20 protein-coding genes are annotated in these 21,016 nt (G+C 72.9%); 8 read left to right on the forward strand and 12 right to left on the reverse strand.

What is annotated here, in order from left to right:
* Positions 1 to 109 precede the first annotated feature (109 nt).
* A complete protein-coding gene (locus AB0N63_RS08360; RefSeq protein WP_365525849.1) occupies positions 110 to 2,482 on the forward strand; it encodes a ribonucleoside-diphosphate reductase subunit alpha in 2,373 nt (790 codons plus the stop codon).
* Entirely contained in the window at positions 2,482 to 3,501 is a 1,020-nt protein-coding gene (locus tag AB0N63_RS08365) for a ribonucleotide-diphosphate reductase subunit beta (RefSeq protein ID WP_365525852.1), read from the forward strand. The genes AB0N63_RS08360 and AB0N63_RS08365 overlap by 1 nt, the downstream gene beginning before the upstream one ends.
* On the opposite strand, the gene AB0N63_RS08370 is transcribed toward AB0N63_RS08365, so the two are convergent.
* Entirely contained in the window at positions 3,414 to 3,683 is a 270-nt protein-coding gene (locus tag AB0N63_RS08370) for a hypothetical protein (protein WP_365525855.1), read from the reverse strand. The two genes, AB0N63_RS08365 and AB0N63_RS08370, sit on opposite strands and share 88 nt — an antisense overlap.
* Before the next feature lie 93 nt (positions 3,684 to 3,776).
* On the opposite strand from AB0N63_RS08370, the gene AB0N63_RS08375 reads away from it, so the two are divergent.
* Positions 3,777 to 4,742, forward strand: a complete 966-nt coding sequence (locus tag AB0N63_RS08375; protein WP_365525857.1) for a helix-turn-helix domain-containing protein — start codon at positions 3,777 to 3,779, stop codon at positions 4,740 to 4,742.
* Positions 4,743 to 4,793: 51 nt separating this feature from the next.
* Here AB0N63_RS08375 and AB0N63_RS08380 read toward each other — a convergent pair whose 3' ends face one another.
* The 10 genes from AB0N63_RS08380 to AB0N63_RS08425 form a co-directional block, all read right to left on the reverse strand.
* Positions 4,794 to 6,170, reverse strand: coding sequence for a cytochrome P450 (locus tag AB0N63_RS08380; protein ID WP_365525860.1), 1,377 nt, complete (start codon positions 6,168 to 6,170; stop codon positions 4,794 to 4,796).
* Entirely contained in the window at positions 6,167 to 7,252 is a 1,086-nt protein-coding gene (cyc1, locus tag AB0N63_RS08385; protein ID WP_365525862.1) for an epi-isozizaene synthase, read from the reverse strand. Before cyc1 ends, AB0N63_RS08380 begins: the two co-directional genes overlap by 4 nt.
* A gap of 285 nt (positions 7,253 to 7,537) precedes the next feature.
* A complete protein-coding gene (gene def, locus AB0N63_RS08390) occupies positions 7,538 to 8,188 on the reverse strand; it encodes a peptide deformylase (protein WP_365525864.1) in 651 nt (216 codons plus the stop codon).
* 59 nt (positions 8,189 to 8,247) lie between these two features.
* Entirely contained in the window at positions 8,248 to 9,228 is a 981-nt protein-coding gene (locus AB0N63_RS08395; protein WP_365525866.1) for a hypothetical protein, read from the reverse strand.
* 105 nt (positions 9,229 to 9,333) lie between these two features.
* Positions 9,334 to 10,572: an HD domain-containing protein gene (locus AB0N63_RS08400; protein WP_365525868.1), complete on the reverse strand. Its 1,239-nt coding sequence runs from the start codon at positions 10,570 to 10,572 to the stop codon at positions 9,334 to 9,336.
* Positions 10,569 to 12,107: an HD domain-containing phosphohydrolase gene (locus AB0N63_RS08405; protein WP_365525871.1), complete on the reverse strand. Its 1,539-nt coding sequence runs from the start codon at positions 12,105 to 12,107 to the stop codon at positions 10,569 to 10,571. The genes AB0N63_RS08400 and AB0N63_RS08405 overlap by 4 nt, the downstream gene beginning before the upstream one ends.
* A gap of 223 nt (positions 12,108 to 12,330) precedes the next feature.
* Positions 12,331 to 12,645, reverse strand: coding sequence for a mycothiol system anti-sigma-R factor (gene rsrA / locus AB0N63_RS08410; protein ID WP_365525878.1), 315 nt, complete (start codon positions 12,643 to 12,645; stop codon positions 12,331 to 12,333).
* Positions 12,642 to 13,337 (reverse strand): RNA polymerase sigma factor SigR, encoded by a 696-nt coding sequence (gene sigR, locus AB0N63_RS08415; RefSeq protein ID WP_365525881.1) that lies wholly within the window; start codon positions 13,335 to 13,337, stop codon positions 12,642 to 12,644. Before sigR ends, rsrA begins: the two co-directional genes overlap by 4 nt.
* Before the next feature lie 316 nt (positions 13,338 to 13,653).
* The gene (locus AB0N63_RS08420) at positions 13,654 to 14,310 is read right to left on the reverse strand and encodes an alpha/beta family hydrolase (RefSeq protein ID WP_365525884.1); all 657 of its coding nucleotides are present in this window, start codon (positions 14,308 to 14,310) and stop codon (positions 13,654 to 13,656) included.
* A 111-nt stretch (positions 14,311 to 14,421) separates the two neighbouring features.
* Positions 14,422 to 15,237: an SOS response-associated peptidase gene (locus tag AB0N63_RS08425; protein ID WP_365525887.1), complete on the reverse strand. Its 816-nt coding sequence runs from the start codon at positions 15,235 to 15,237 to the stop codon at positions 14,422 to 14,424.
* Between the two features lie 49 nt (positions 15,238 to 15,286).
* Between AB0N63_RS08425 and AB0N63_RS08430 the strand changes: the two genes are divergently transcribed.
* From AB0N63_RS08430 to AB0N63_RS08445, 4 genes are all read left to right on the forward strand, one after another.
* Positions 15,287 to 16,009 (forward strand): M50 family metallopeptidase, encoded by a 723-nt coding sequence (locus AB0N63_RS08430; RefSeq protein WP_365525889.1) that lies wholly within the window; start codon positions 15,287 to 15,289, stop codon positions 16,007 to 16,009.
* A 243-nt stretch (positions 16,010 to 16,252) separates the two neighbouring features.
* A complete protein-coding gene (aroA, locus tag AB0N63_RS08435; protein WP_365525892.1) occupies positions 16,253 to 17,581 on the forward strand; it encodes a 3-phosphoshikimate 1-carboxyvinyltransferase in 1,329 nt (442 codons plus the stop codon).
* A 16-nt stretch (positions 17,582 to 17,597) separates the two neighbouring features.
* Complete coding sequence (gene rsgA, locus AB0N63_RS08440; protein ID WP_365525894.1) at positions 17,598 to 18,608, forward strand: ribosome small subunit-dependent GTPase A; 1,011 nt, start codon at positions 17,598 to 17,600, stop codon at positions 18,606 to 18,608.
* 175 nt (positions 18,609 to 18,783) lie between these two features.
* The gene (locus AB0N63_RS08445; protein ID WP_365525896.1) at positions 18,784 to 19,107 is read left to right on the forward strand and encodes a multidrug efflux SMR transporter; all 324 of its coding nucleotides are present in this window, start codon (positions 18,784 to 18,786) and stop codon (positions 19,105 to 19,107) included.
* A gap of 46 nt (positions 19,108 to 19,153) precedes the next feature.
* Here the strand turns inward: AB0N63_RS08445 and AB0N63_RS08450 are convergent, their stop codons facing one another.
* The gene (locus AB0N63_RS08450; RefSeq protein ID WP_365525899.1) at positions 19,154 to 19,864 is read right to left on the reverse strand and encodes a TetR/AcrR family transcriptional regulator; all 711 of its coding nucleotides are present in this window, start codon (positions 19,862 to 19,864) and stop codon (positions 19,154 to 19,156) included.
* Positions 19,865 to 20,095: 231 nt separating this feature from the next.
* Between AB0N63_RS08450 and hisN the strand changes: the two genes are divergently transcribed.
* The gene (gene hisN / locus AB0N63_RS08455; protein ID WP_365525901.1) at positions 20,096 to 20,896 is read left to right on the forward strand and encodes a histidinol-phosphatase; all 801 of its coding nucleotides are present in this window, start codon (positions 20,096 to 20,098) and stop codon (positions 20,894 to 20,896) included.
* Positions 20,897 to 21,016: the final 120 nt, after the last annotated feature.

Genomic DNA, 21,016 nt, shown 5'->3' on the forward strand with positions numbered 1-21,016 from the left:
CCTGACGTCCGGGCCTCGTGGAATGGGCCGGTGGACGCGACGCCGCGTGCGCTCGTGTACTGCCGCATGCCCTCGGCGAGGCCCCGTGCCGAGCGAGGGAGAGCCCCAAGTGACCATCGCGCCTGCGGATCCGGCTTCAGTCGTCGACCGCCTGGAGACCGACGGTCCCGGAACCGCGCTGCTGCGGACCCTGACCGAGCTGACCGCCGATCTCCCCGACGCCGACCCCGGCCGGGTCGCCGCCGCCGCGCTGCGCGGCCGCTCCGCGCGGGCCGACGCGGCCGAGCTGCGGGAGCTGGCCACCGAGGCGTCCGCCGGGCTCATCTCCGAGGACCCCGCCTACTCACGGCTGGCGGCCAGGCTGCTGACCCTCGCCATCCGCGCCGAGGCAGCCTCGCAGGGAGTCACCCGCTTCACCGAGTCGGTCGCCGTGGGCCACCGCGAGGGGCTGATCGCGGACCGCACCGCCGAGTTCGTGCGGCTGCACGCCGAGCGACTGGACGCGGCCGTGGACCCGGCCGCCGACGACCGCTTCGGCTACTTCGGCCTGCGCACCCTGCACAGCCGCTACCTGCTGCGGCACCCGATCACCCGCAAGGTGATCGAGACCCCCCAGCACTTCATGCTGCGGGTGGCGAGCGGTCTGGCGCAGGACGCCACCGACCACGCGGTGGACGAGGTCACGGCGCTCTACGGGCTCATGAGCCGCCTCGACTACCTCCCCTCCTCCCCCACGCTCTTCAACTCCGGCACGCGGCACCCCCAGATGTCGTCCTGCTACCTGCTCGACTCCCCGCAGGACGAGCTGGACAGCATCTACGACCGCTACCACCAGGTCGCCCGCCTCTCCAAGCACGCCGGCGGCATCGGCCTCGCCTACTCCCGCATCCGCTCCCGGGGTTCGCTGATCCGCGGCACCAACGGCCACTCCAACGGCATCGTGCCGTTCCTGAAGACCCTGGACGCCTCGGTGGCCGCCGTGAACCAGGGCGGCCGGCGCAAGGGCGCGGCCGCGGTGTACCTGGAGACCTGGCACTCGGACATCGAGGAGTTCCTGGAGCTGCGGGACAACACCGGCGAGGACGCGCGCCGCACCCACAACCTCAACCTCGCGCACTGGGTCCCGGACGAGTTCATGCGCCGCGTGAACGCCGACGGGCAGTGGTCGCTGTTCTCCCCCTCGGACGTGCCCGAGCTGGTGGACCTGTGGGGCGGGGAGTTCGACGCCGCCTACCGCGCGGCCGAGGCCAAGGGCCTGGCCAGGAAGACGATGCCGGCCCGCGAGCTGTACGGCCGGATGATGCGCACCCTGGCGCAGACCGGCAACGGCTGGATGACGTTCAAGGACGCCGCCAACCGCACCGCCAACCAGACGGCCGAGCCGGGCCACGTGATTCACTCCTCGAACCTGTGCACGGAGATCCTGGAGGTCACCGACGACGGCGAGACCGCGGTGTGCAACCTGGGGTCGGTCAACCTCGGCGCGTTCGCGCGCGACGGGGACATCGACTGGGAGCGGCTGGACGAGACCGTCCGCACCGCCGTGACCTTCCTGGACCGCGTGGTCGACATCAACTTCTACCCGACCGAGCAGGCGGGCCGCTCCAACGCCCGCTGGCGGCCGGTGGGCCTGGGCGTCATGGGCCTCCAGGACGTCTTCTTCAAGCTGCGCCTGCCCTTCGACTCGGCCGAGGCCAAGGCCCTGTCCACGCGGATCGCCGAGCGGATCATGCTCGCCGCCTACGAGGCCTCCGCCGACCTCGCCGAGCGGCACGGGCCGCTGCCGGCGTGGGAGAAGACCCGCGCCGCCCGGGGCGTGCTGCACCCCGACCACTACGACGTGTCCCCGGCCTGGCCCGAGCGGTGGACGGCGCTGCGCGAGCGGATCGCGGCCGTCGGCATGCGCAACTCGCTGCTGCTGGCGATCGCGCCGACCGCCACCATCGCCTCGATCGCCGGCGTCTACGAGTGCATCGAGCCCCAGGTGTCGAACCTGTTCAAGCGCGAGACGCTCTCCGGCGAGTTCCTCCAGGTCAACTCCTACCTGGTCAGCGACCTGAAGGCGCTCGGCGTGTGGGACGCCCGCACCCGCGAGGCGCTGCGCGACTCCAACGGCTCGGTGCAGGACTTCGCGTGGATCCCGGCCGACGTGCGGGCGCTGTACCGCACGGCGTGGGAGATCCCGCAGCGCGGCCTGATCGACATGGCCGCCGCCCGCACCCCGTTCCTGGACCAGGCGCAGTCGCTGAACCTGTTCATGGAGACGCCGACCATCGGCAAGCTCTCCTCGATGTACGCGTACGCCTGGAAGCAGGGCCTGAAGACGACGTACTACCTGCGCTCGCGCCCGGCGACCCGGATCGCCCGCGCCGCCCAGGGCCAGACGCGTGCCGAGGCCCCCGTCCCCGCCCAGCAGACGGCCGACCCCGACGCCGTCGCCTGCTCCCTGGAAAACCCCGAGTCCTGCGAGGCCTGCCAGTGATGACCACCACCGACCGCACCCAGAACCTGCTCGACCCGGGCTTCGAACTGACCCTGCGTCCCATGCGCTACCCGGACTTCTACGAGCGCTACCGGGACGCCATCAAGAACACCTGGCACGTGGAGGAGGTCGACCTCCACTCGGACGTCGCCGACCTCGCCCGGCTCACCCCGGGCGAGCAGCACCTCATCGGCCGTCTGGTGGCCTTCTTCGCCACCGGCGACTCGATCGTCGCCAACAACCTGGTGCTCACCCTCTACAAGCACATCAACTCCCCGGAGGCGCGCCTGTACCTGTCGCGCCAGCTGTTCGAGGAGGCCGTGCACGTCCAGTTCTACCTGACACTGCTGGACACCTACCTGCCCGATCCGGACGACCGGGCGGCGGCCTTCGCGGCGGTGGAGAACATCCCCTCCATCCGCGAGAAGGCGGAGTTCTGCTTCAAGTGGATGGACTCGGTCGAGAAGCTGGACCGGCTGGAGACCAGGGCGGACCGGCGGCGGTTCCTGCTGAACCTGATCTGCTTCGCCGCCTGCATCGAGGGCCTCTTCTTCTACGGCGCCTTCGCCTACGTCTACTGGTTCCGCAGCCGGGGCCTGCTGCACGGTCTGGCCACCGGCACCAACTGGGTGTTCCGCGACGAGACGATGCACATGTCGTTCGCGTTCGACGTGGTGGACACCGTCCGCGAGGAGGAGCCGGACCTCTTCGACGACCAGCTGGAGCAACAGGTCACCGACATGCTGCGGGAGGCCGTCGAGGCCGAGCTGCAGTTCGCGCGCGACCTCTGCGGTGACGGCCTCCCGGGCATGAACACCGACTCCATGCGGCAGTACCTGGAGTGCGTCGCCGACCAGCGTCTGGCCCGGCTCGGCTTCGCCCCGGTGTACGGCTCGGAGAACCCCTTCTCCTTCATGGAGCTCCAGGGGGTTCAGGAGCTGACCAACTTCTTCGAGCGGCGTCCGTCGGCGTACCAGGTGGCGGTGGAGGGCACCGTCGACCTGGACGAGGACTTCTGAGGCTCCTGTCGCTTCAGGGCCTCACGGGACTCCTGGTCCGCGTGTTCCCGCTGCGCCCGCCGGATCTGGCGGTCGATGCGCTTGTCGCGCACGACGCCGAGGGCCGAGGGGAGCGCCATCAGGACCAGGAGTCCGAAGGTCGCGAGCAGTCCGATGAGGGCTTCGATCCGGTCTGTGTTCATGCGGACCACTCTCGCGCCGTGACCGCCCCACCGTGAGTGGCAGGACTGCCGCACACCTTCAAATTCCTGCCACTCATGGTGCACACTGGCGGCATGCTGCACAACGTCGCCGCCGTTCTGCTCGACGGCGTGCACCCTTTCGAACTGGGCGTCGTCTGCGAGGTCTTCGGGATCGACCGCAGCGACGAGGGCCTGCCCCGCTACGACTTCGCCGTGGTCTCCGCCGAGGGACCGGCGCTGGGCACGCATGTGGGCGGGCTGACCGTCAGCACGCCCTACGGCCTGGACCGGCTGGAGGCGGCCGATCTGATCGCCGTGCCGGCCGGGAACGACTTCGCCACCCGCACCTATCCGCCCGCCCTGCTGGACGCCCTGCGCCGGGCCGTGGCCCGGGGGGCGCGGGTGCTGAGCGTGTGCTCGGGGGTGTTCGTGCTGGGCGCGGCCGGCCTGCTGGAGGGGCGGCGCTGCGCGGTGCACTGGCACCACGTGACCGAGCTGCGCCGGCAGTACCCGCACGCGGTCGTGGAGCCGGACGTGCTCTACGTGGACGAGGACCCGGTGATCACCTCGGCCGGGACGGCCTCCGGCATCGACGCCTGTCTGCACATCGTGCGCAAGGAGCAGGGTCCCGAGGTCGCGAACAAGATCGCCCGGCGGATGGTGGTGCCGCCGCACCGGGACGGCGGGCAGGCGCAGTACATCGAGCGGCCGCTGCCGAAGTCGCCGTGCGACACCGTCGGCGAGGTGCTGGTCTGGATGGAGCAGCACCTCGATCAGGAGGTGACCGTCGAGCAGCTCGCCGCCCGCGCGCACATGTCCCCGCGCACCTTCGCCCGCCGTTTCCAGCAGGAGACGGGCACGACGCCGTACCGGTGGATTCTGCGGCAGCGGGTGCTGCTGGCGCAGCAGTTGCTGGAGGGGACGGACGAGACGATGGACGCGATCGCCGACCGGACCGGGTTCGGGACGGCGGCGGCGCTGCGGCACCAGTTCGTGCGGGCGCTGGGTACCACGCCGAACGCCTACCGGCGTGCGTTCCGGGGCCCGCAGGCCGCCTGAACGCACGCCGGACGAGACCGGTCCGGCCGCCGCGCGGTCGGTCGTGGCCGGTCAGCGGGGCCGGGTGTGCAGCAGCAGGCGGCGCGGACGCAGGGTGATGCCGATGCGCGGCCTGGGGTCGGAGCCGGGCGCCTGCTCGAACCGGAGGGCGCTGGCGACGGCCCCGGTGAGCAGGGTGAGTTCGGCCATCGAGAAGTGGTCGCCCGGGCACTTGCGGTTGCCCACGCTGAACGGGCTCATCGCGTACTTGGGCACCTCCTTCGACTGGCCCGGCAGCCAGCGGTCCGGGTCGAAGTCCTCGTGCCGCGCGAAGGAGCGACGGTCGCGCTGGATGGCGTAGGGGCTGTAGATGACGTCCGCCCCCGCCGGAATGCGGTATCCACCCAGCTCCGTGTCGGCTACCGCCCGGCGCGTCAATATCCATACGGCCGGATACAGGCGCAGCGTCTCCACGACGACATTCCCGGTGTACGTCAGTTTTCGGACGTGCTCGAATGCGACCGGGCTGCCTTCCGTGACCGTTTCCACCTCGTCGCGGATCTTGTCGCCGAGTTCCGGGTACTCGGCGAGAGCGAGGAGCAGCGACATGATCGTGGAACCGACGGTTTCGCTTCCCGCGGTGAGGATGGCAATGACCTGATCGTGGATCTCCTGTTCCCCGATGGGATCGCCATTCTCGTCCGTCGCCTCCAGCAAAGCCGTCAGCAAATCGTCCGGTTTTTGACCGCTCGCCCTGCGGTCGGCGACGATCTCGTCCACCAGGAGATGGAAATCGGCCAATGCGCGGTTGAATTCGAGGTTCGAGCGCAGCGGGAGCCTGTAGAGCGGGCCGAGCGGGACGACCATGCGCTGGTACATGCCGCTGAACAGGGTGGCCAGCGCCGCGCAGATGCGCTCGGCGCGGTCGTCCATGTAGCTGCCGCGCATCAGGCAGCGGGCGGCGACGCGGACGGCCGCCCGGAAGGACTCGGTGGTGACGTCGAGGACGTCGGCCCGGCCCCAGCGCTCGACCAGCGCGTGCGCCTCCTCGGTCATGATCGGCCCGTAGGCGGGGATCGCGTCGAGGCGGAAGGCGGGCTGGATGGTGCGCCGCTGGCGGCGGTGGAGCGGGCCGTTGGCGGTGGCCACGCCCTCCTTGCCGAGCAGGTCGCCGAGGGACTCCCACAGCGGGCCGGCGACGATGAAGTCGGGGTTGAGCGCCAGCGCGCCGGTGAGCGCGGGCGCGGTGACGGCGTAGAGCGTCTTGGGGCCGAGCCGGAGGCGGACGACGTCGCCGTGGTCGCGCAGCCCGGTCAGGAAGGCCAGCGGGTCGCGGGCCAGTTTGAGGCCGTGACCGAGGAAGGGGACGCCTCCCGCCGCCACCGGCGGCTCCGGCGGCCGCCCGTCCGCCTGGTGCCGGTCCTCGGACTTGACCGATTCGACGGTCATTTCTCACCTGCCGTTTCGTTGCTGACGTACGGGGGTGTGGACCGGTCGTCCCAGCTGTCGACCATGTAACGGCCGGACTCGTGGTGGAACCAGTAGACGGAACTGAACCAGTTCCGCATGTTCGCGACACAGGACAACACGGCCGCGCCGAGTTCCTTTCCGCGTACCGTGCCGTCCACCAGGGAGTCCGCGAGACGTAATGCGTCCTGCTCTGCGACAAGGAATTCGGAAATGCATTCCTCGACCCGGCGGCGGAGTTCCGCTATCGCCTCCTCAAGGCTCAGCCCCTCGTGTTTGACAAGACTTATGCCGAGGTTGTGGACCTCGTCGCCCGCGATTTCCTTGGGTAGTGAGCACAGGTCGTTGTACCAGGCGGCGAATTCCTGGCTGAGCAGTGCCGGGCGCCGGTAGGCGGGGTTCTTCCGGACGCTGTCGGGGAGTTCGCGGCCGGCGCTCGGCTCCAGCAGATCGGTCCAGATCCAGTGCGCGAAGGTGAGCCGGCGCAGCGCCAGGTACTCCTCGACCGTGGGCACGACGCCCTCGGTGCGGTTGTGGAACTCGCGGTCGTAGGCCTCGATCACCGCGTGGAAGTGCCGGGCGAAGCGGGCGTTCCAGGTCGCCGGCAGGAAGCCGTACAGCCGCAGCACGCTGTCCGCGAAGGCCGCGACCAGGGTGTCCGGGTGGTGCAGATGGTCCCGGGGCGAGTCGAGCGCCGTGTGCAGCGCGCGGCGCAGCCGCCGCCAGGCCACGGGCCGGCCGTGGACGATGTCGCGGTCGTGCCGGTCGTCCCAGACGAAGAACCACGCGCTGTAGTCGGCGATGGCCTGGAGGACCTCGTCCGGGGCGCCGAGGTAGTAGCCCGCCATGAGGTCGGTGTAGCGCAGGCCGTCGGCGTGCTGCTCCACCTTGTCCGCGGGCATGAGCCGCATTTCCAGCAGCCAGCCACGGGTCTTCTCCTGGAGGCGGGGCCAATAGGCGTGCAACCGCCTGGGAAACTCGGCCTCGATCACCGGGAGCGCCAGTGACGGCGGCACCGCGACCGCCGTGGATGTCGATGGTGCGCTGTATGGGAAAGCCGGCACGAACAACCCCTCTCAGCCGCCGGCGGCGCCCGCCCCCTGCTGTGCCCGGCGCACGCCGTCCTGTATCCCCGTCCTCCCATTCAGCACCACAACTGACCGTTCTGGGAACGGATTTGGCTCACCCATCGCCGTGGATGCCGAGAATATCCCCTTGTGTGACTGATTCGATTCGACGAATGCGCACAAAGGATCGAACAGGGGCGGCACACAAGTACGGCGCCTGACCGTCCGTCCGGTCAGGCGCCGTTCACCGGGGTCACTCGTGCCCCGACTGCCGTGCTGGGCTCAGTCGTTGGCGACCACGGGGTAGCGCGGCTCGTTCTCGGCCATCTGCCGCAGCGCGTCCTTGCGCTCGCGCTTGGAGAGCCGGTCGATGTACAGCTGCCCGTACAGGTGGTCGGTCTCGTGCTGCAAACAGCGTGCGAAGTAGCCGGTGCCGCGCACCTTGATCGCGTTGCCCCGCTCGTCCTGGCCGGTGACCTCGGCGTAGTCGGGGCGGGCGAGCGGCGCGTAGGCGGTCGGCACGGACAGGCAGCCCTCGTTGCTGTCGTCCAGCCGGCGCCGGTCGGCGGGCAGCTCGACCAGCTTCGGGTTGCAGACCACGCCGACGTGCCGGACGCCCTCGTCGTCCATGCAGTCGTAGACGAAGACCTTCAGGTCCACGCCGATCTGGTTGGCGGCCAGGCCCACGCCCTCGGCGGTGCGCTGGCTGGCGAACATGTCCGCGACCAGCTGCTGGAGCTCCTCGCCGAACTCGGTGACGTCCTTGCACTCCTTGTGCAGGACGGGGTTGCCGACGACCGTGATCGGCCGCGAGGTGCCGCGCTCGCGCCAGGCCGCCTCGCGCTCCTCGCAGTCCTCCGTGTCGACGACCCAGCCCTCGTCGTCGACGGGGAGCACGCCCGCGTGCTGCTGATCGGTGTCCTGCTGCGCCATGACCGACGTACGCCTGCCTTCCTGGGATGACTGATGCCGAATAAGAGTACGGGGAATCCTCAGCAGACCTCTTCCAGGTCCCGCCAGTCCCGCGAGTCCGGACTGTCCGCCACCCAGCCGTCCAGCAGCCCCCTGACCAGGGAGGCCGGCGCGGCCACCCCGCACTCCCGTTCGGGCACCCACAGCTGCCCGTCGGTGCGGTGGCCCAGCGGTCCTGGGTGGCCCGGCTCGCTGTGGTCGTGCGGGTCCAGGTGCACGCCGTCGCCCTCGTCGGACGGCATCCGCGACTCCGAGCAGGTCCGGCACAGCAGCCGTACGGAGGACGACCAGTCCTCGGCGGCGAACCCGGCGTCGGCGGCGAGCTGTTCCAGGGCGTCCCGGTCGGCCTCGGTGGCCGCCTCCAGCAGCACCACCCAGGTGGGCACCGGCGAGGGCGCCCACAGCTCGATCTCGTCGAAGACGGGGTAGCTGTGCCCGGCGGTGGTGGTCCGCTCGCCGTGCGGCACGCCGTCGTGCAGGACGACCTCGCCCCAGCGCCGCCCGGAGGAGGGCAACGGGATGGACAGCACCTCCATGCGGGCCGGGTCGAGCCGCCGGCCCCACACCACCTCGGCCTCGCCCTCCGGCGACAGCCGCACCGCCGCGCTGCCCAGCTCCATGCCGAGCGGCTCGCCCGCCGCGGTCGCGCCGCCGGGCACCTTCAGGCCGTAGGCCTGCCAGGCCCGCCGGGCCAGCGGCCAGTCCTGCAACGCGGTGGCGGCGATGCCGACGTTCCACCAGTCGGGCGCGCCGGTCTCCTTCTCCAGCAGCGCCACGGCGCGCAGCCCGGCCGCCCTGGCCTGTTCCCAGTCGTGGCGGAACTTGTGCAGCAGGGCGAGGTTGAACCAGGACTCCGACAGCCAGGGTTCCAGATCGGCGGCGCGCGTCAGCAGAGCGCCCGCGTCCTCGTACCGGCCGTCGCCGATCAGGGTGAACGCGCGGTCGGTGGCCTGCCGCCAGGAGGCGGAGGGCCGGTGCCGTCCCTTGCCGAAGATCCTCACGATTCCTGCCTGCCAGTTCCGTCGATTGGGCTGGCTCTGCCCCCGGACACCCTTTCCTTTCGCATCCAACCACGTACGGCTTCAGCGGCGCTCATTACCCATGGGTTACCCCGTCGCGGGCGACGGAAGACTCTCCCGTGCGAGCACCCGGGCCAGCGCCTCGACCACCTCCGGCGCGTAGGCGTCCGCGGGGGCCAGGCGCAGCTCCTCCAGCGCCGTCAGGGGGCCGCCGGGGCCGGCGTGCCGGGCCTTCTCGTCGTAGGCGTTGACCGCCCGGACGATGCGCGCGGGCAACGGCTGATCCGGGCAGGGGTCGGCCTGCCGCTCCACCACGAGCGCGACCTCCGTCCCCACCCCGCTCTGGCGGACCACGGCCCCGCCGAGCAGCGCGATCCGGCGCTGCTCCTCGGCGGGCAGATCGGCGGTGGCGCCCGCGGGCACCGGGTCGACCAGGCTGAGCTGCCCGATGTCGTGCATGAGCGCCCCGTGCTCCAGGACGGTCAGCTCGGGTTCGGTCAGCCCCAGCTCGCGGCCCACGGCCCGGCTGAGCGCGGCGACCCGCCGGGCGTGTCCGGCCGGGGTGTACCCGGCGACCTCGGTGGCCCGGGCCAGCGAGGCGATGGTCTGCCGGTAGGTGTCCCGCACGGCCGCGTAGCGGCGCAGGGACAGCTGGGCGAGCAGCAGCGGCAGGGCGAGGGCGGGCAGCGCCCACAGGCCGACGACGGCGACCGCGAGGGCCATCACCGCGCCCGTCGCGCACACCGCCGGGCCGATGCCGATGAGGCCCCGCAGCTCCTCGCGCAGCAGCGGGCCGAACGGCCACCGGGTACGGCAGTGCGGCGGCGCGGCGGCGAGCACGGCTCCACACAGGGCGGTGAGTCCCAGCAGCGCGACCAGCAGCAGGGCGTACGCCGGTCCGACCCAGCCGCGGAACGCCCCCTCGCCGTACAGCGGCTGGAAGCAGACGGCGGCGAAGAACACGGTGAGGACGCGCCGCGCCAGGTGGTCCAGGGTCGGACCGCGCCCGCGCGCGATGTGCGGCACGCTGCCGAGCAGGGCGGCGCCGACCACCACGGCGACGACCTGGAAGGCGCCGTGGTGTCCGGTGTGCCCGGCGTTCTCGCCGAGCAGCGCGTACGACAGCGCGCCCGCGGCCCCGAGCGGCGCGGCCTCGCGGACGTGCTCCCCGGTCCAGCGGGTCAGCTCCCCGACGAGCACGAGCACCCCGAAGGCCAGCGCCGTCCCGCGCTCCGCCAGACCGCACCACAGGGTGACGCCGAGGGAGAGCAGTGCCACGAGGAGGGCGGCGCCCCGGATGAGGTCCGCCAGCCGGCACTCCCTCACCGACGCGCCCTCCGGCGCCCGGGCTCGGGACCCGGGCCGGGTCCGGGTGACGCGGGGCGGGCGGGCCGCGCCGCGCGGGTGTCCTGGTCGTCGGGGGCGGCGGACGGAGTCCGCTGCGGGGCAGGGGTGTCGGCGGGCGGCCGGGCGTGGCGGGGAGCGGGGCCGGCCGGCAGGCCGCTGTGTGTCGCCGGCGGGGCGTCGGGTGTGCCCGGCGCGCCGCCGGGCGGCGGTACCGGATGCGCGGCAGTGGGCGTGGGAGTTTCCGGGGTGCGCGGAGGTGGCGGGGCGGGGTCCGCGGTGACCGACGGGCGCCAGCCGTGCCGGTCGACGGCGCGGGTCAGCGCGGTGACCATCCGCGGGTCGAACTGCGCGCCCGCGCACCGCTGCAGCTCCGCGAGCGCGGCGCCGACCGGGCGGGCCCGCCGGTAGGACCGGGTGGACGTCATCGCGTCGAAGGCGTCCGCGACGGCCACCACCCGGGCGCACTCGGGGATCTGGCCGCCGCTCAGGCCGTAGGGGTAGCCGCTGCCGTCCAGCCGTTCGTGGTGGTGGAGGATCGCGGCGCGGGCCTCGTCGAGGAAGGAGATCCCGCGCACCATCTCGTGGCCGTACTCGGGGTGCAGCTCGATCACCCGCCGCTCCTCGGGCGTCAGCGGCCCGTCCTTGCGCAGCAGCCGGGTGGGGACGCCGAGCTTCCCGACGTCGTGCAGGATGCCGGCGAAGCGGAGTACCTCGACGCGCTCGTCGGCCAGGCCCAGTTCGCGGGCGATCAGCACGGAGGCCTGCCCGACCCGCTCGCTGTGGCCGCGCGTGTAGCCGTCCTTGATGTCGACCGCCTGCACCAGGGCGCGGATGGTGGCCTGGTGGGCGGCGTGCTCCCGGTGGTACTGCGCGTACGCCCACCAGGTGACGTACATGGGCAGCAGGACGAGGAGGGCGGCGACCGGGCCGTAGCGGCTGCGCCAGAGCACGGCCATCATCAGCCCGGCGAGCCCGTGCACCGCGACGGGCGCCAGCGAGCGGACGAGCAGCTCGCGCGAGGCCCGCAGCGCCCCGACCCGCTCGGTGAGCGCGCGGACGCCGCCGTCCAGCGCGGTCAGCGCCAGGCAGAACACCAGGACGGCGACCGCGGCGGGCAGCAGGGCGTAGGGGAAGTCGGAGGCGACGACCGCGTCGCGACCGCCCAGCTCCCAGTGCGTGCGGGCGGCGGCCCACACGGCGAGCACGAGCTGCGCCGCGCGCCAGAGCCGGCGCAGGGCCTCGGGCCGCCGTCCGGTGCGCGAGAGCAGCGCCCCGGGCAGCGGGACGCACGCGGCGGCGGGCGGCGGCAGCAGGAAGACGGCGGCCAGCAGCACGGGGTAGAACGGCCCGGCGAACTGGCGCGGGGCGAGTCGCCTGCATCCGGCGTACAGCGCCGCCAGCAGCGCGACCACCCACCAGGGGGCGTGGGTCGCGGGCAGCGGCAGCAGACAGACCAGGGCGGCCAGGACGGCACAGGCGACGTACGCGCGAGCCCGTAAGGGAACGGCCTCCATGACGCCCCTCCCCCGGGTCATGCCTGTCCACGGCCAGTGGGTCCGAGCCTAGGCCGGGCGAGGGGGCATCCGCAGGCCGATAACCCGCGGATTAGCACGTACGAGTGATGGTCGGTCAGCGAGTGGACGCCCGTTCGGCGCAGCGCGCCGGGCTCTGGGCTCCGTGGAGCATCCGGCGAGGACCGGGCTCAGGCCTCCGCGGGGCACCCGGCGGGGATCCGGCTCAGGTCTCCTGCGGAGCACCCGGCGGAGGCAGCACGTCACGGCCGACGCCGCCCGCGTCGCCGGAGCGGATCAGCTGGATCCGCCCCATGACCTTGGCACGCAGGTCGGCGGGGACGTCGTCGTGTCCGCAGCACCGCTTGACCAGCTTCTTCACGGCCTGCTCAAGGCCGTACTTCTCGAGGCACGGGGAGCACTCCTCGAAGTGGTGCTCGAACTTGGTGCGATCGACTTCCGGCATCTCACTGTCGAGGAACTCGTACAGGTGGTCGAGTACCTCACTGCAGTCCGTCTCATGCGGCTCTCCGCAGCTCATGAGCCCGAGCCTTTCGCTTCGTTCGACTTGCCGGCGCCGGCGGGGACCAGTCCGCGATCGCGGGCGTAGTCCTCGAGCATGCCGCGCAGTTGACGGCGGCCCCGGTGCAGCCGGGACATCACCGTGCCGATGGGTGTCCCCATGATGTCCGCGATCTCCTTGTACGCAAAGCCCTCGACATCGGCGAGATACACGGCGATGCGGAATTCCTCGGGGATCGCCTGGAGCGCTTCCTTCACGTCCGAGTCGGGCAGGTGATCGAGCGCCTGCGACTCGGCGGAGCGCAGACCCGTCGACATGTGCGACTCGGCGCGGGCCAGCTGCCAGTCCTCGATCTCCTCCGCGGCGCTGCGCTGGGGTTCGCGCTGCTTCTTGCGGTAGGAGTTGATGAAGGTGTTGGTGAGGATGCGGTAGAGCCAGGCCTTGAGGTTGGTGCCCTCGCGGAACTGGTGGAAGGACGCGTACGCCTTGGCGTACGTCTCCTGCACCAGGTCCTCGGCGTCGGCGGGGTTGCGCGTCATGCGCAGCGCGGCCGAGTACATCTGGTCGAGGAATTCGAGCGCGTCCCGCTCGAAGCGCGCGCTGCGCGCGGCGGTCGACTCCGCGGACGCGGACGCGCCTGTGCCCTGGCCCTCGGGCAGCTCCGCCTGGCCGTCGTCGGTCCCTGCGTCGGTACCGGGAACCGGACCCACCTCCTCAAGCGATGTCGTGAGACCGAGAGAGATCCCACTCGTTTCGGAGGATAGACGACGACTCGTGCCCGCCGCCCCTCGAATAGGGGCGGCCTTCGCCGCGTGCAGCACGGTCCACTCCAGGTCGGCGCGGCTGCCGCGGCCGGAATCGAACGCTGCCGGGCGCGCCCCCTCCACCGGGTGGTGGGCGACGGGCGGGCAGGCGGTGCAACCCATGCGGCGGACTCCCTCTTCTACGACTTCGGTGCCGGCGACCAGCACTTCCGTCCCGCTCAACAGCGGCAGGCCGCCCGGCATTCCCGACCGCCGGCCGCCGTCACCCGAGTGCCGCGGCCCACCGGATCACGGCCTCCGTGAGCAGGGTCAGCGCCTGCTCCTGCCCGGTCTCCGCCCGCTTCGGCACCGCGAAGCCGTGGTCGCCGCCGGGGATCTCGACCAGCTCGTAGCCGCCCTCGGGGAACTCCGCCGGCCTGCCGAAGGGGTCGTTGCCGCCCTGGACGACGAGGGTGGGCGCCCCGGCGCCGAGCAGTTCGGCGGCCCGGGACTTCTCCGGCCGGCCCGGCGGGTGCAGCGGGAAGGAGAGCGCGAGCACGGCGTGCGCGCCCAGCTCGGCCGCCGTACGGCAGGCGACCCGCGCGCCGGCGCTGCGGCCGCCCGAGATCACCGGCAGCCCCGCCCCGGCCAGGGTGGGCCACACCCCGCGCCAGCCGGCGTCCAGCGTCCTAGGCGCGGGGGCCACCTTCTTCCCGGCCACCCGCCAGGGCTGTTCCACCAGGGCCACGGTGACCCCGTGACCGGGCAGCGCATCGGCCAGCGCCCTGAGGTCCCGGGCCTCGACACCGCCGCCCGCGCCGTGGCTCACGGCGAGGACGAGCCGTGCCCTTTTCGCGCGGTGCCAGATCACGCGGGCCGTGCCCGCCTCCGTCTCGACGGTCTCGACGGGGTCGCCGGCCGCGCTCGCGTCGGAAGTCATCTCGGGCACCTCGGTCGTCGTCTCGGGGGTCACGCCGACGTCGTCTCCCGCGCTCGCGTCGCCGTCGTGACAGGGGTCGCGACAGACGTCGCGGTCGTGTCGGGGATCACGTCAGAAGAGTGTGCCCTCCTCGGGCGCGGGCAGCTCCTTCAGCAGCTCCGGGCCGTTGTTGCGGACGTTGCTGACGGCGGTGGACACCGGGTGGGCGCGCATCAGGCCGGGCGGCGGCGGGGCCAGCAGCGCGCGCAGCTCCTCCGGGTCCGTGCGGGCCGGGTCCAGCCAGGCGTCCCAGCGGTCCGGGGTGAGCATCAGCGGCATCCGGGGGTGGATGTCGGCGAGCGAGCGCGGTCCCTCGGCGGGGGCCACCCCGAGCGGGGCGTGCTCGGCCTCCGTGGTGATCACCGAGCAGGTCGCCCACCAGGCCCGCGGGTGGTCGTCGGGCAGGGTGCGGTCGCGCCAGAACTCGTAGAGCCCCGCCATCGCGAACACCGAACCGTCGGCGGGGGTCACGAAGTACGGCTGCTTGCGCGGGCGCTTGCGCCGCCCCTCCACCTCCAGCTCGCGCTCCTGCTCGCCGGTGACCCACTCGTAGTAGCCGTCGGCCGGCACGATGCAGCGCCGGGCGGCGAAGGCGCGCCGGTACGACGGCTTCTCGTGCACGGTCTCCGCACGCGCGTTGATCATCCGGGCGGCGCCCTCGGGCGACTTCGCCCACGACGGCACCAGTCCCCACCTCAGCGTGCGCAGCTGGCGAACCGGCCGCTGATCGACGGCGTCCTTCAGAGGGCGGTCCAGGACGACGTGGACCTCTTTGGTCGGGGCGACGTTGTAGTCGGGGGCAAGGGTCTCCTCCGGCTCCCACTTCTCTATCCCGAAGACGTCCGCGAGGTCCTCGGCTCCGCGACTGGATGCATACCGTCCGCACATACGTGCAACACTGCCAGACCCCGCCCCGCTCAAGGAGCCACTCCGCACCATGGACCACCTCGCCGCGACCGCGCTGCCCGACCTCTGGGACCGGCTCCTCGGCACCCAGCCCTCCCCGGACCGGTGGGTGGTGATCGGCACCGCGCTCGTCGCGCTCGCCGTCGTCGTCCCGGCCGCGCTGTGGCGGGTGGCGCGCAACGCCGTCACGATCGCGCACGAGGGCGGCCACGGGCTGGTGGCCCTGCTCACCGGCCGCACCCTGACCGGGATACGCCTGCACTCCGACACCAGCGGCCTCACCCTGAGCCGGGGCAAGCCGTACGGCCTCGGCATGATCCTCACCGCCGCCGCCGGGTACACCGCTCCCCCGCTGCTGGGGCTCGGCGGTGCGGCGCTGCTCGCCGTGGGCCGCGTCACGCTGCTGCTGTGGGTGGCGACGGCGCTGCTGCTGGCGATGCTGGTGATGATCCGCAACGCCTACGGCGTGCTGACCGTGCTCCTCACCGGCGGCACGTTCCTGCTGGTGTCGTGGCTCGCCGGGCCGCAGGTGCAGGCCGCGTTCGCGTACGCGGTGGTGTGGTTCCTGCTGCTCGGCGGGGTGCGGCCGGCCTTCGAACTCCAGGTCAGGCGGGCCCGCGAGGGAGCCGGGGAGTCGGACGCGGACCAGCTTGCGCGGCTGACGCACGCCCCGGCGGCGCTGTGGCTGTTCCTGTTCCACGCGGTGTCGCTGTGCTCGCTGATGGGCGGGGGGCGGTGGCTGCTCGGGCTGTGAGGGCGGGGTGCCCTGAGGGGTGGCCGCCCACGCGGTGAGCGCGGCGGTGCGCTACGGGACCGGTGCTCACGCGGTGAGCGCCGGCAGCGGGCTACGGGCCGGACGCCCACGCCGGGAGCACGACGGGACGCGCGGGGCCGCGTACCCCGGCCGGTGCGCGAGGGGCGGACCCTCCCGCGCCCCGGCCCGTGGCCGCAGGTCCGCGGGACGGCCGGGCCGACCGCCTCCTTATAGAGTGGGCCCATGGCCTCGAACCCCGCTCACACCGCCCTCTGGCCCGCCCCGCACGCGAGCGGAGCCGTCGACGCGACGGTCCACGTGCCCGGGTCGAAGTCGGTCACCAACCGCGCTCTCGTGCTCGCCGCGCTCGCCTCGGAGCCGGGCTGGCTGCGCCGCCCGCTGCGCTCCCGCGACACGCTGCTGATGGCCGGGGCGCTGCGGGCGATGGGCGTCGGCATCGAGGAGACGGTGTCCTCCGCCTCCGGCGCGGGCGCCTCGGGCGAGGCCTGGCGGGTGATCCCGGCGGGGCTGCACGGCCCGGCGACGGTCGACGTCGGCAACGCCGGCACGGTGATGCGCTTCCTGCCGCCGGTGGCCGCGCTGGCCGACGGCCCGGTCCGCTTCGACGGCGACCCGCGGTCGTACGAGCGTCCGCTGCACGGCGTCATCGACGCGCTGCGCGCGCTCGGCGCCCGGATCGACGACGACGGCCGCGGCGCGCTGCCGCTGACGGTCCACGGCAGCGGCGCCCTGGACGGCGGCGCGGTGGAGATCGACGCCTCCTCGTCCTCCCAGTTCGTCAGCGCCCTGCTGCTGTCGGGCCCGCGCTTCAACCAGGGCGTCGAGGTGCGTCATGTCGGCGCCACGCTGCCGTCGCTGCCGCACATCCGGATGACGGTGGACATGCTGCGCGCGGTGGGCGCCCAGGTGGACACACCGGAGGCGGGCGGCGAGCCGAACGTGTGGCGGGTGACGCCGGGTGCCCTGCTCGGCCGGGACCTCACCGTGGAGCCGGACCTGTCGAACGCGCAGCCGTTCCTGGCGGCGGCGCTGGTGACCGGCGGCAAGGTGGTCGTCCCGGACTGGCCGGCCCGCACCACCCAGCCGGGAGACCGGCTGCGGGAGATCTTCACCGAGATGGGCGGTTCCTGCGAACTCACCGATTACGGACTGGTGTTCACCGGCTCCGGCGCGGTGCACGGCATCGACGTCGACCTGAGCGAGGTGGGCGAGCTGACCCCGGGCATCGCCGCGGTCGCCGCGCTCGCGGACTCCCCCTCCACCCTGCGGGGCGTGGCCCATCTGCGGCTGCACGAGACGGACCGGCTGGCCGCGCTCACCAAGGAGATCAACGAGCTGGGCGGCGACGTCACCGAGACCGCCGACGGGCTGCACATCCGTCCGCGCCGCCTGCACGGCGGGATCTTCCACACCTACGACGACCACCGCATGGCCACCGCCGGCGCCGTCATCGGCCTGGCGGTCGAGGGTGTCCAGATCGAGAACGTGGCGACGACGGCGAAGACCCTGCCGGACTTCCCCGACCTGTGGACCGGGATGCTCGGGGCGTAGGACGCGGGGAACAGTCATGCGCCGTTACGGCAAGCACACCGACGAGGACGACATCCGCTCCCGGCCCAACCGCCGGGGCAACCGCCCGCGGACGAACATCCGCCCGAAGCACGAGGACGCCGCCGAGGGCATGGTCCTCACCGTCGACCGGGGCCGGCTGACCTGCCTGGTCGACGGCCGTACGGTGCTGGCGATGAAGGCCCGCGAACTGGGCCGCAAGGCCGCCGTGGTGGGCGACCAGGTGGCCCTGGTCGGTGATCTGTCCGGCAAGAAGGACACCCTCGCGCGCATCGTCCGCATCGAGGAGCGCACCTCGGTGCTGCGCCGCACGGCGGACGACGACGATCCGTACGAACGCGTGGTCGTGGCCAACGCCGACCAGCTGGCCATCGTCACCGCGCTCGCCGACCCCGAGCCGCGGCCCCGGCTGATCGACCGCTGTCTGGTGGCGGCGTTCGACGGCGGGCTGGAGCCGCTGCTGGTGATGACCAAGTCGGACCTGGCCCCGCCGGACAAGCTGCTGGAGCTGTACGGCGCGCTGGACATCCCCTACGTCGTCACCAGCCGCGAGGAGCTGGAGACCGGCGACGCGGCGGACCGGGTGCGGGAGTTCCTCGACGGGCGGGTCACGGCGTTCGTGGGCCACTCCGGCGTCGGCAAGACCACCCTGGTCAACGCGCTGGTCCCGGACGACCGGCGGCGCATCACCGGCCATGTGAACGCGGTGACCGGCCGCGGCCGGCACACCACCACCTCCGCGCTCGCGCTGCCCCTGGCGGGCGGCGCCGGCTGGGTCGTGGACACCCCGGGCGTACGGTCCTTCGGGCTCGCCCACGTCGATCCGTCCCGGGTCATCCACGCCTTTCCCGACCTGGAGCCCGGCACGGAGGGCTGCCCCCGCGCGTGCAGCCACGACGAGCCGGACTGCGCGCTGGACGCGTGGGTGGCGGACGGGCACGCGGACCCCGCCCGGCTGTACTCGCTGCGCCGGCTGCTGGCCACGCGCGAGCGCACGGAGGGCGACTGACGGAGACTGCGGGCCGGTGACCTGGGCGGGGGCCATGACCCGGGGGGCGTCGTGCGGCGTGGTGGGCCGGTCGGTGACCTTGGCGTTGTTTGCCCCGGCGCCAGGCCGGTAAGTGCATAATCGCACCGAGCCGGAGCGGCCACGGAGACGCGGGACGACACACGGAGGACGGCACATGGCGTGGCTGCTGGTCATCGTCGCGGGACTGCTCGAGACCGGCTTCGCGGTGTGTCTGAAACTCTCCCACGGCTTCACCCGGCTCTGGCCGACCATCGCCTTCAGCTGCTTCGCCCTCGGCAGCTTCGGACTGCTCACGCTGTCGCTGCGCAAGCTGGACGTGGGGCCCGCGTACGCGGTGTGGACCGGGATCGGGGCGGCGGGCACCGCGGTCTACGGCATGGTCTTCCTCGGCGATCTGGTGTCGGTGCTGAAGATCGTCTCGATCAGCTTCGTGATCATCGGCGTGATCGGACTCCAGCTGTCCGGTTCCTCGCACTGAGCGCCCTCTTCCTTCGTCCGGATCCGGGAGCCTCGTGGCGCGCGGGTCAGGCCGTCCGCCGGTGGTGCAGTGCGCCGCGCACCAGTTCCGCGACCCCGCCCTCGTCCGGCGGGGCCGCCACACAGGAGAGCGCTAGGCGGAAGACCAGTTCGCAGACATCGGCCGGAACGGCACCCGCCGCCCCCGGCGCGCACAGGGCGGCCGCGGCACGGTCGCGGACCGCCGCGAGGAGACCGCCGGGTGACAGCACCGGCCCGTCCGCCCGGCCCTGCGGCGGCACCGCGCGCGGGGACGGGTGCGGCGCGAGCGGCGGCGGGGACGCGGACGCCGATACGAACGGCGGTGCGGGCCCGACGGCCGACGGGAACCACCGTTCGAACGACGGTACGGGCGCCGCGGCCGGTGCGAGCGTACGCGGCGGCGGGGGCAGCCGATCGCTCCAGCAGCCGGTGAGCAGGGCCTTGACCAGTGCGTTCCCCTGCGCGGCCGAGGCGGTCCACTCGGCGGCGGCGGTCAGCCGCTCGTACGGGTCGGCGGGCGGAGGGGCGAGCGTGCGGTCGATCCCCGCGAGGAAGCCGGCCGCCTCCCTGCGCACCAGCGCCCGGGCCAGCCCGTCCTTGCTGCCGAACTCGTTGTAGAGGGTCTGCCGGGAGACCCCGGCCGCCGCGGCCACGTCCACCATCCGCACGGCCGGCCACGGCAGGCGCGCCAGCGCCATGTACGCGGCGTCCAGCAGGGAATCCCGCGCTGCAGGCATCGTCGCCTCCCCGGACCGAGCGGCTCCGCCCCCAGATTTGAGGCGGCCCCGGGCACTGTCAAGGGTTCCCGGCGCGCCCCGCGCGGAGCGCGCCCGGCTCGCGCGCGGCCCGCACCGCGGGCTCCGGCCGTACCGCGGACCGCCCGCGCACTGGTCCCACCGCGTGGACCCGGGCGCCACACGCCCCGTCCCCGGTGGCCCCGCGCAGGCCCGGGCCGATACCGTTCCCCCATGCCCGACTACCTCGATGACCTGCGTCTGGCCCACGTCCTCGCGGACGCCGCGGACGCCGCCACCATGGACCGGTTCAAGGCCCTCGACCTCAAGGTCGAGACGAAGCCGGACATGACTCCGGTCAGCGAAGCGGACAAGGCGGCGGAGGAACTGATCCGCGGTCAGCTCCAGCGCGCCCGCCCGCGCGACGCGGTCCTCGGCGAGGAGTACGGCGTCGAGGGCACCGGTCCGCGCCGCTGGGTGATCGACCCGATCGACGGCACCAAGAACTACGTGCGCGGCGTCCCCGTGTGGGCCACGCTGATCTCGCTGATGGAGGCCGGCGAGGGCGGCTACCAGCCCGTCGTCGGCGTCGTCTCCGCGCCCGCGCTGGGGCGCCGCTGGTGGGCCGCGAAGGGGCACGGCGCCTTCTCCGGCCGCAGCCTGTCCCAGGCGTCCCGGCTCCAGGTCTCCAAGGTGGCGAGGCTGGCCGACGCGTCCTTCGCCTACTCCTCGCTCAGCGGCTGGGAGGAGCAGGGCCGGCTGGACGGCTTCCTGGACCTGACCCGCGAGGTCTGGCGCACCCGGGCCTACGGCGACTTCTGGCCCTACATGATGGTGGCCGAGGGCTCGGTCGACCTCTGCGCCGAGCCCGAGCTGTCGCTGTGGGACATGGCCGCGAACGCGATCGTCGTGACGGAGGCCGGTGGCACGTTCACCGGTCTGGACGGCCGCCCCGGCCCGCACGGCGGAAACGCCGCCGCGTCGAACGGCATCCTGCACGACGAGATGCTGGGGTATCTCAACCGGCGCCACTGAGGAACGAGGGACGCCTGCGCACGCCCCCGATCGGGCTGCGTGCGCCCCCTTGTTGCCCCTTGCTCTGCCTGCCACTCTGGGAGTCCCCCACATGTGAACTTGTGAATCCTCGCACTGAGG

The sequence above is a fragment of the Streptomyces sp. NPDC093260 genome, assembly GCF_040683715.1.
GTDB lineage: Bacteria > Actinomycetota > Actinomycetes > Streptomycetales > Streptomycetaceae > Streptomyces > Streptomyces sennicomposti.

Bases quoted from the DNA above. Each gene is read 5' to 3' on its own strand.
- AB0N63_RS08365 (WP_365525852.1), top strand. From the start codon at position 2,482: ATGACCACCACCGACCGCACCCAGAACCTGCTCGACCCGGGCTTCGAA.
- AB0N63_RS08370 (WP_365525855.1), bottom strand. From the start codon at position 3,683: ATGAACACAGACCGGATCGAAGCCCTCATCGGACTGCTCGCGACCTTC.
- AB0N63_RS08375 (WP_365525857.1), top strand. From the start codon at position 3,777: ATGCTGCACAACGTCGCCGCCGTTCTGCTCGACGGCGTGCACCCTTTC.
- AB0N63_RS08380 (WP_365525860.1), bottom strand. From the start codon at position 6,170: ATGACCGTCGAATCGGTCAAGTCCGAGGACCGGCACCAGGCGGACGGG.
- def (WP_365525864.1), bottom strand. From the start codon at position 8,188: ATGGCGCAGCAGGACACCGATCAGCAGCACGCGGGCGTGCTCCCCGTC.
- AB0N63_RS08405 (WP_365525871.1), bottom strand. From the start codon at position 12,107: ATGGAGGCCGTTCCCTTACGGGCTCGCGCGTACGTCGCCTGTGCCGTC.
- rsrA (WP_365525878.1), bottom strand. From the start codon at position 12,645: ATGAGCTGCGGAGAGCCGCATGAGACGGACTGCAGTGAGGTACTCGAC.
- AB0N63_RS08420 (WP_365525884.1), bottom strand. From the start codon at position 14,310: ATGACTTCCGACGCGAGCGCGGCCGGCGACCCCGTCGAGACCGTCGAG.
- AB0N63_RS08425 (WP_365525887.1), bottom strand. From the start codon at position 15,237: ATGTGCGGACGGTATGCATCCAGTCGCGGAGCCGAGGACCTCGCGGAC.
- AB0N63_RS08430 (WP_365525889.1), top strand. From the start codon at position 15,287: ATGGACCACCTCGCCGCGACCGCGCTGCCCGACCTCTGGGACCGGCTC.
- aroA (WP_365525892.1), top strand. From the start codon at position 16,253: ATGGCCTCGAACCCCGCTCACACCGCCCTCTGGCCCGCCCCGCACGCG.
- rsgA (WP_365525894.1), top strand. From the start codon at position 17,598: ATGCGCCGTTACGGCAAGCACACCGACGAGGACGACATCCGCTCCCGG.
- AB0N63_RS08445 (WP_365525896.1), top strand. From the start codon at position 18,784: ATGGCGTGGCTGCTGGTCATCGTCGCGGGACTGCTCGAGACCGGCTTC.
- AB0N63_RS08450 (WP_365525899.1), bottom strand. From the start codon at position 19,864: ATGCCTGCAGCGCGGGATTCCCTGCTGGACGCCGCGTACATGGCGCTG.
- hisN (WP_365525901.1), top strand. From the start codon at position 20,096: ATGCCCGACTACCTCGATGACCTGCGTCTGGCCCACGTCCTCGCGGAC.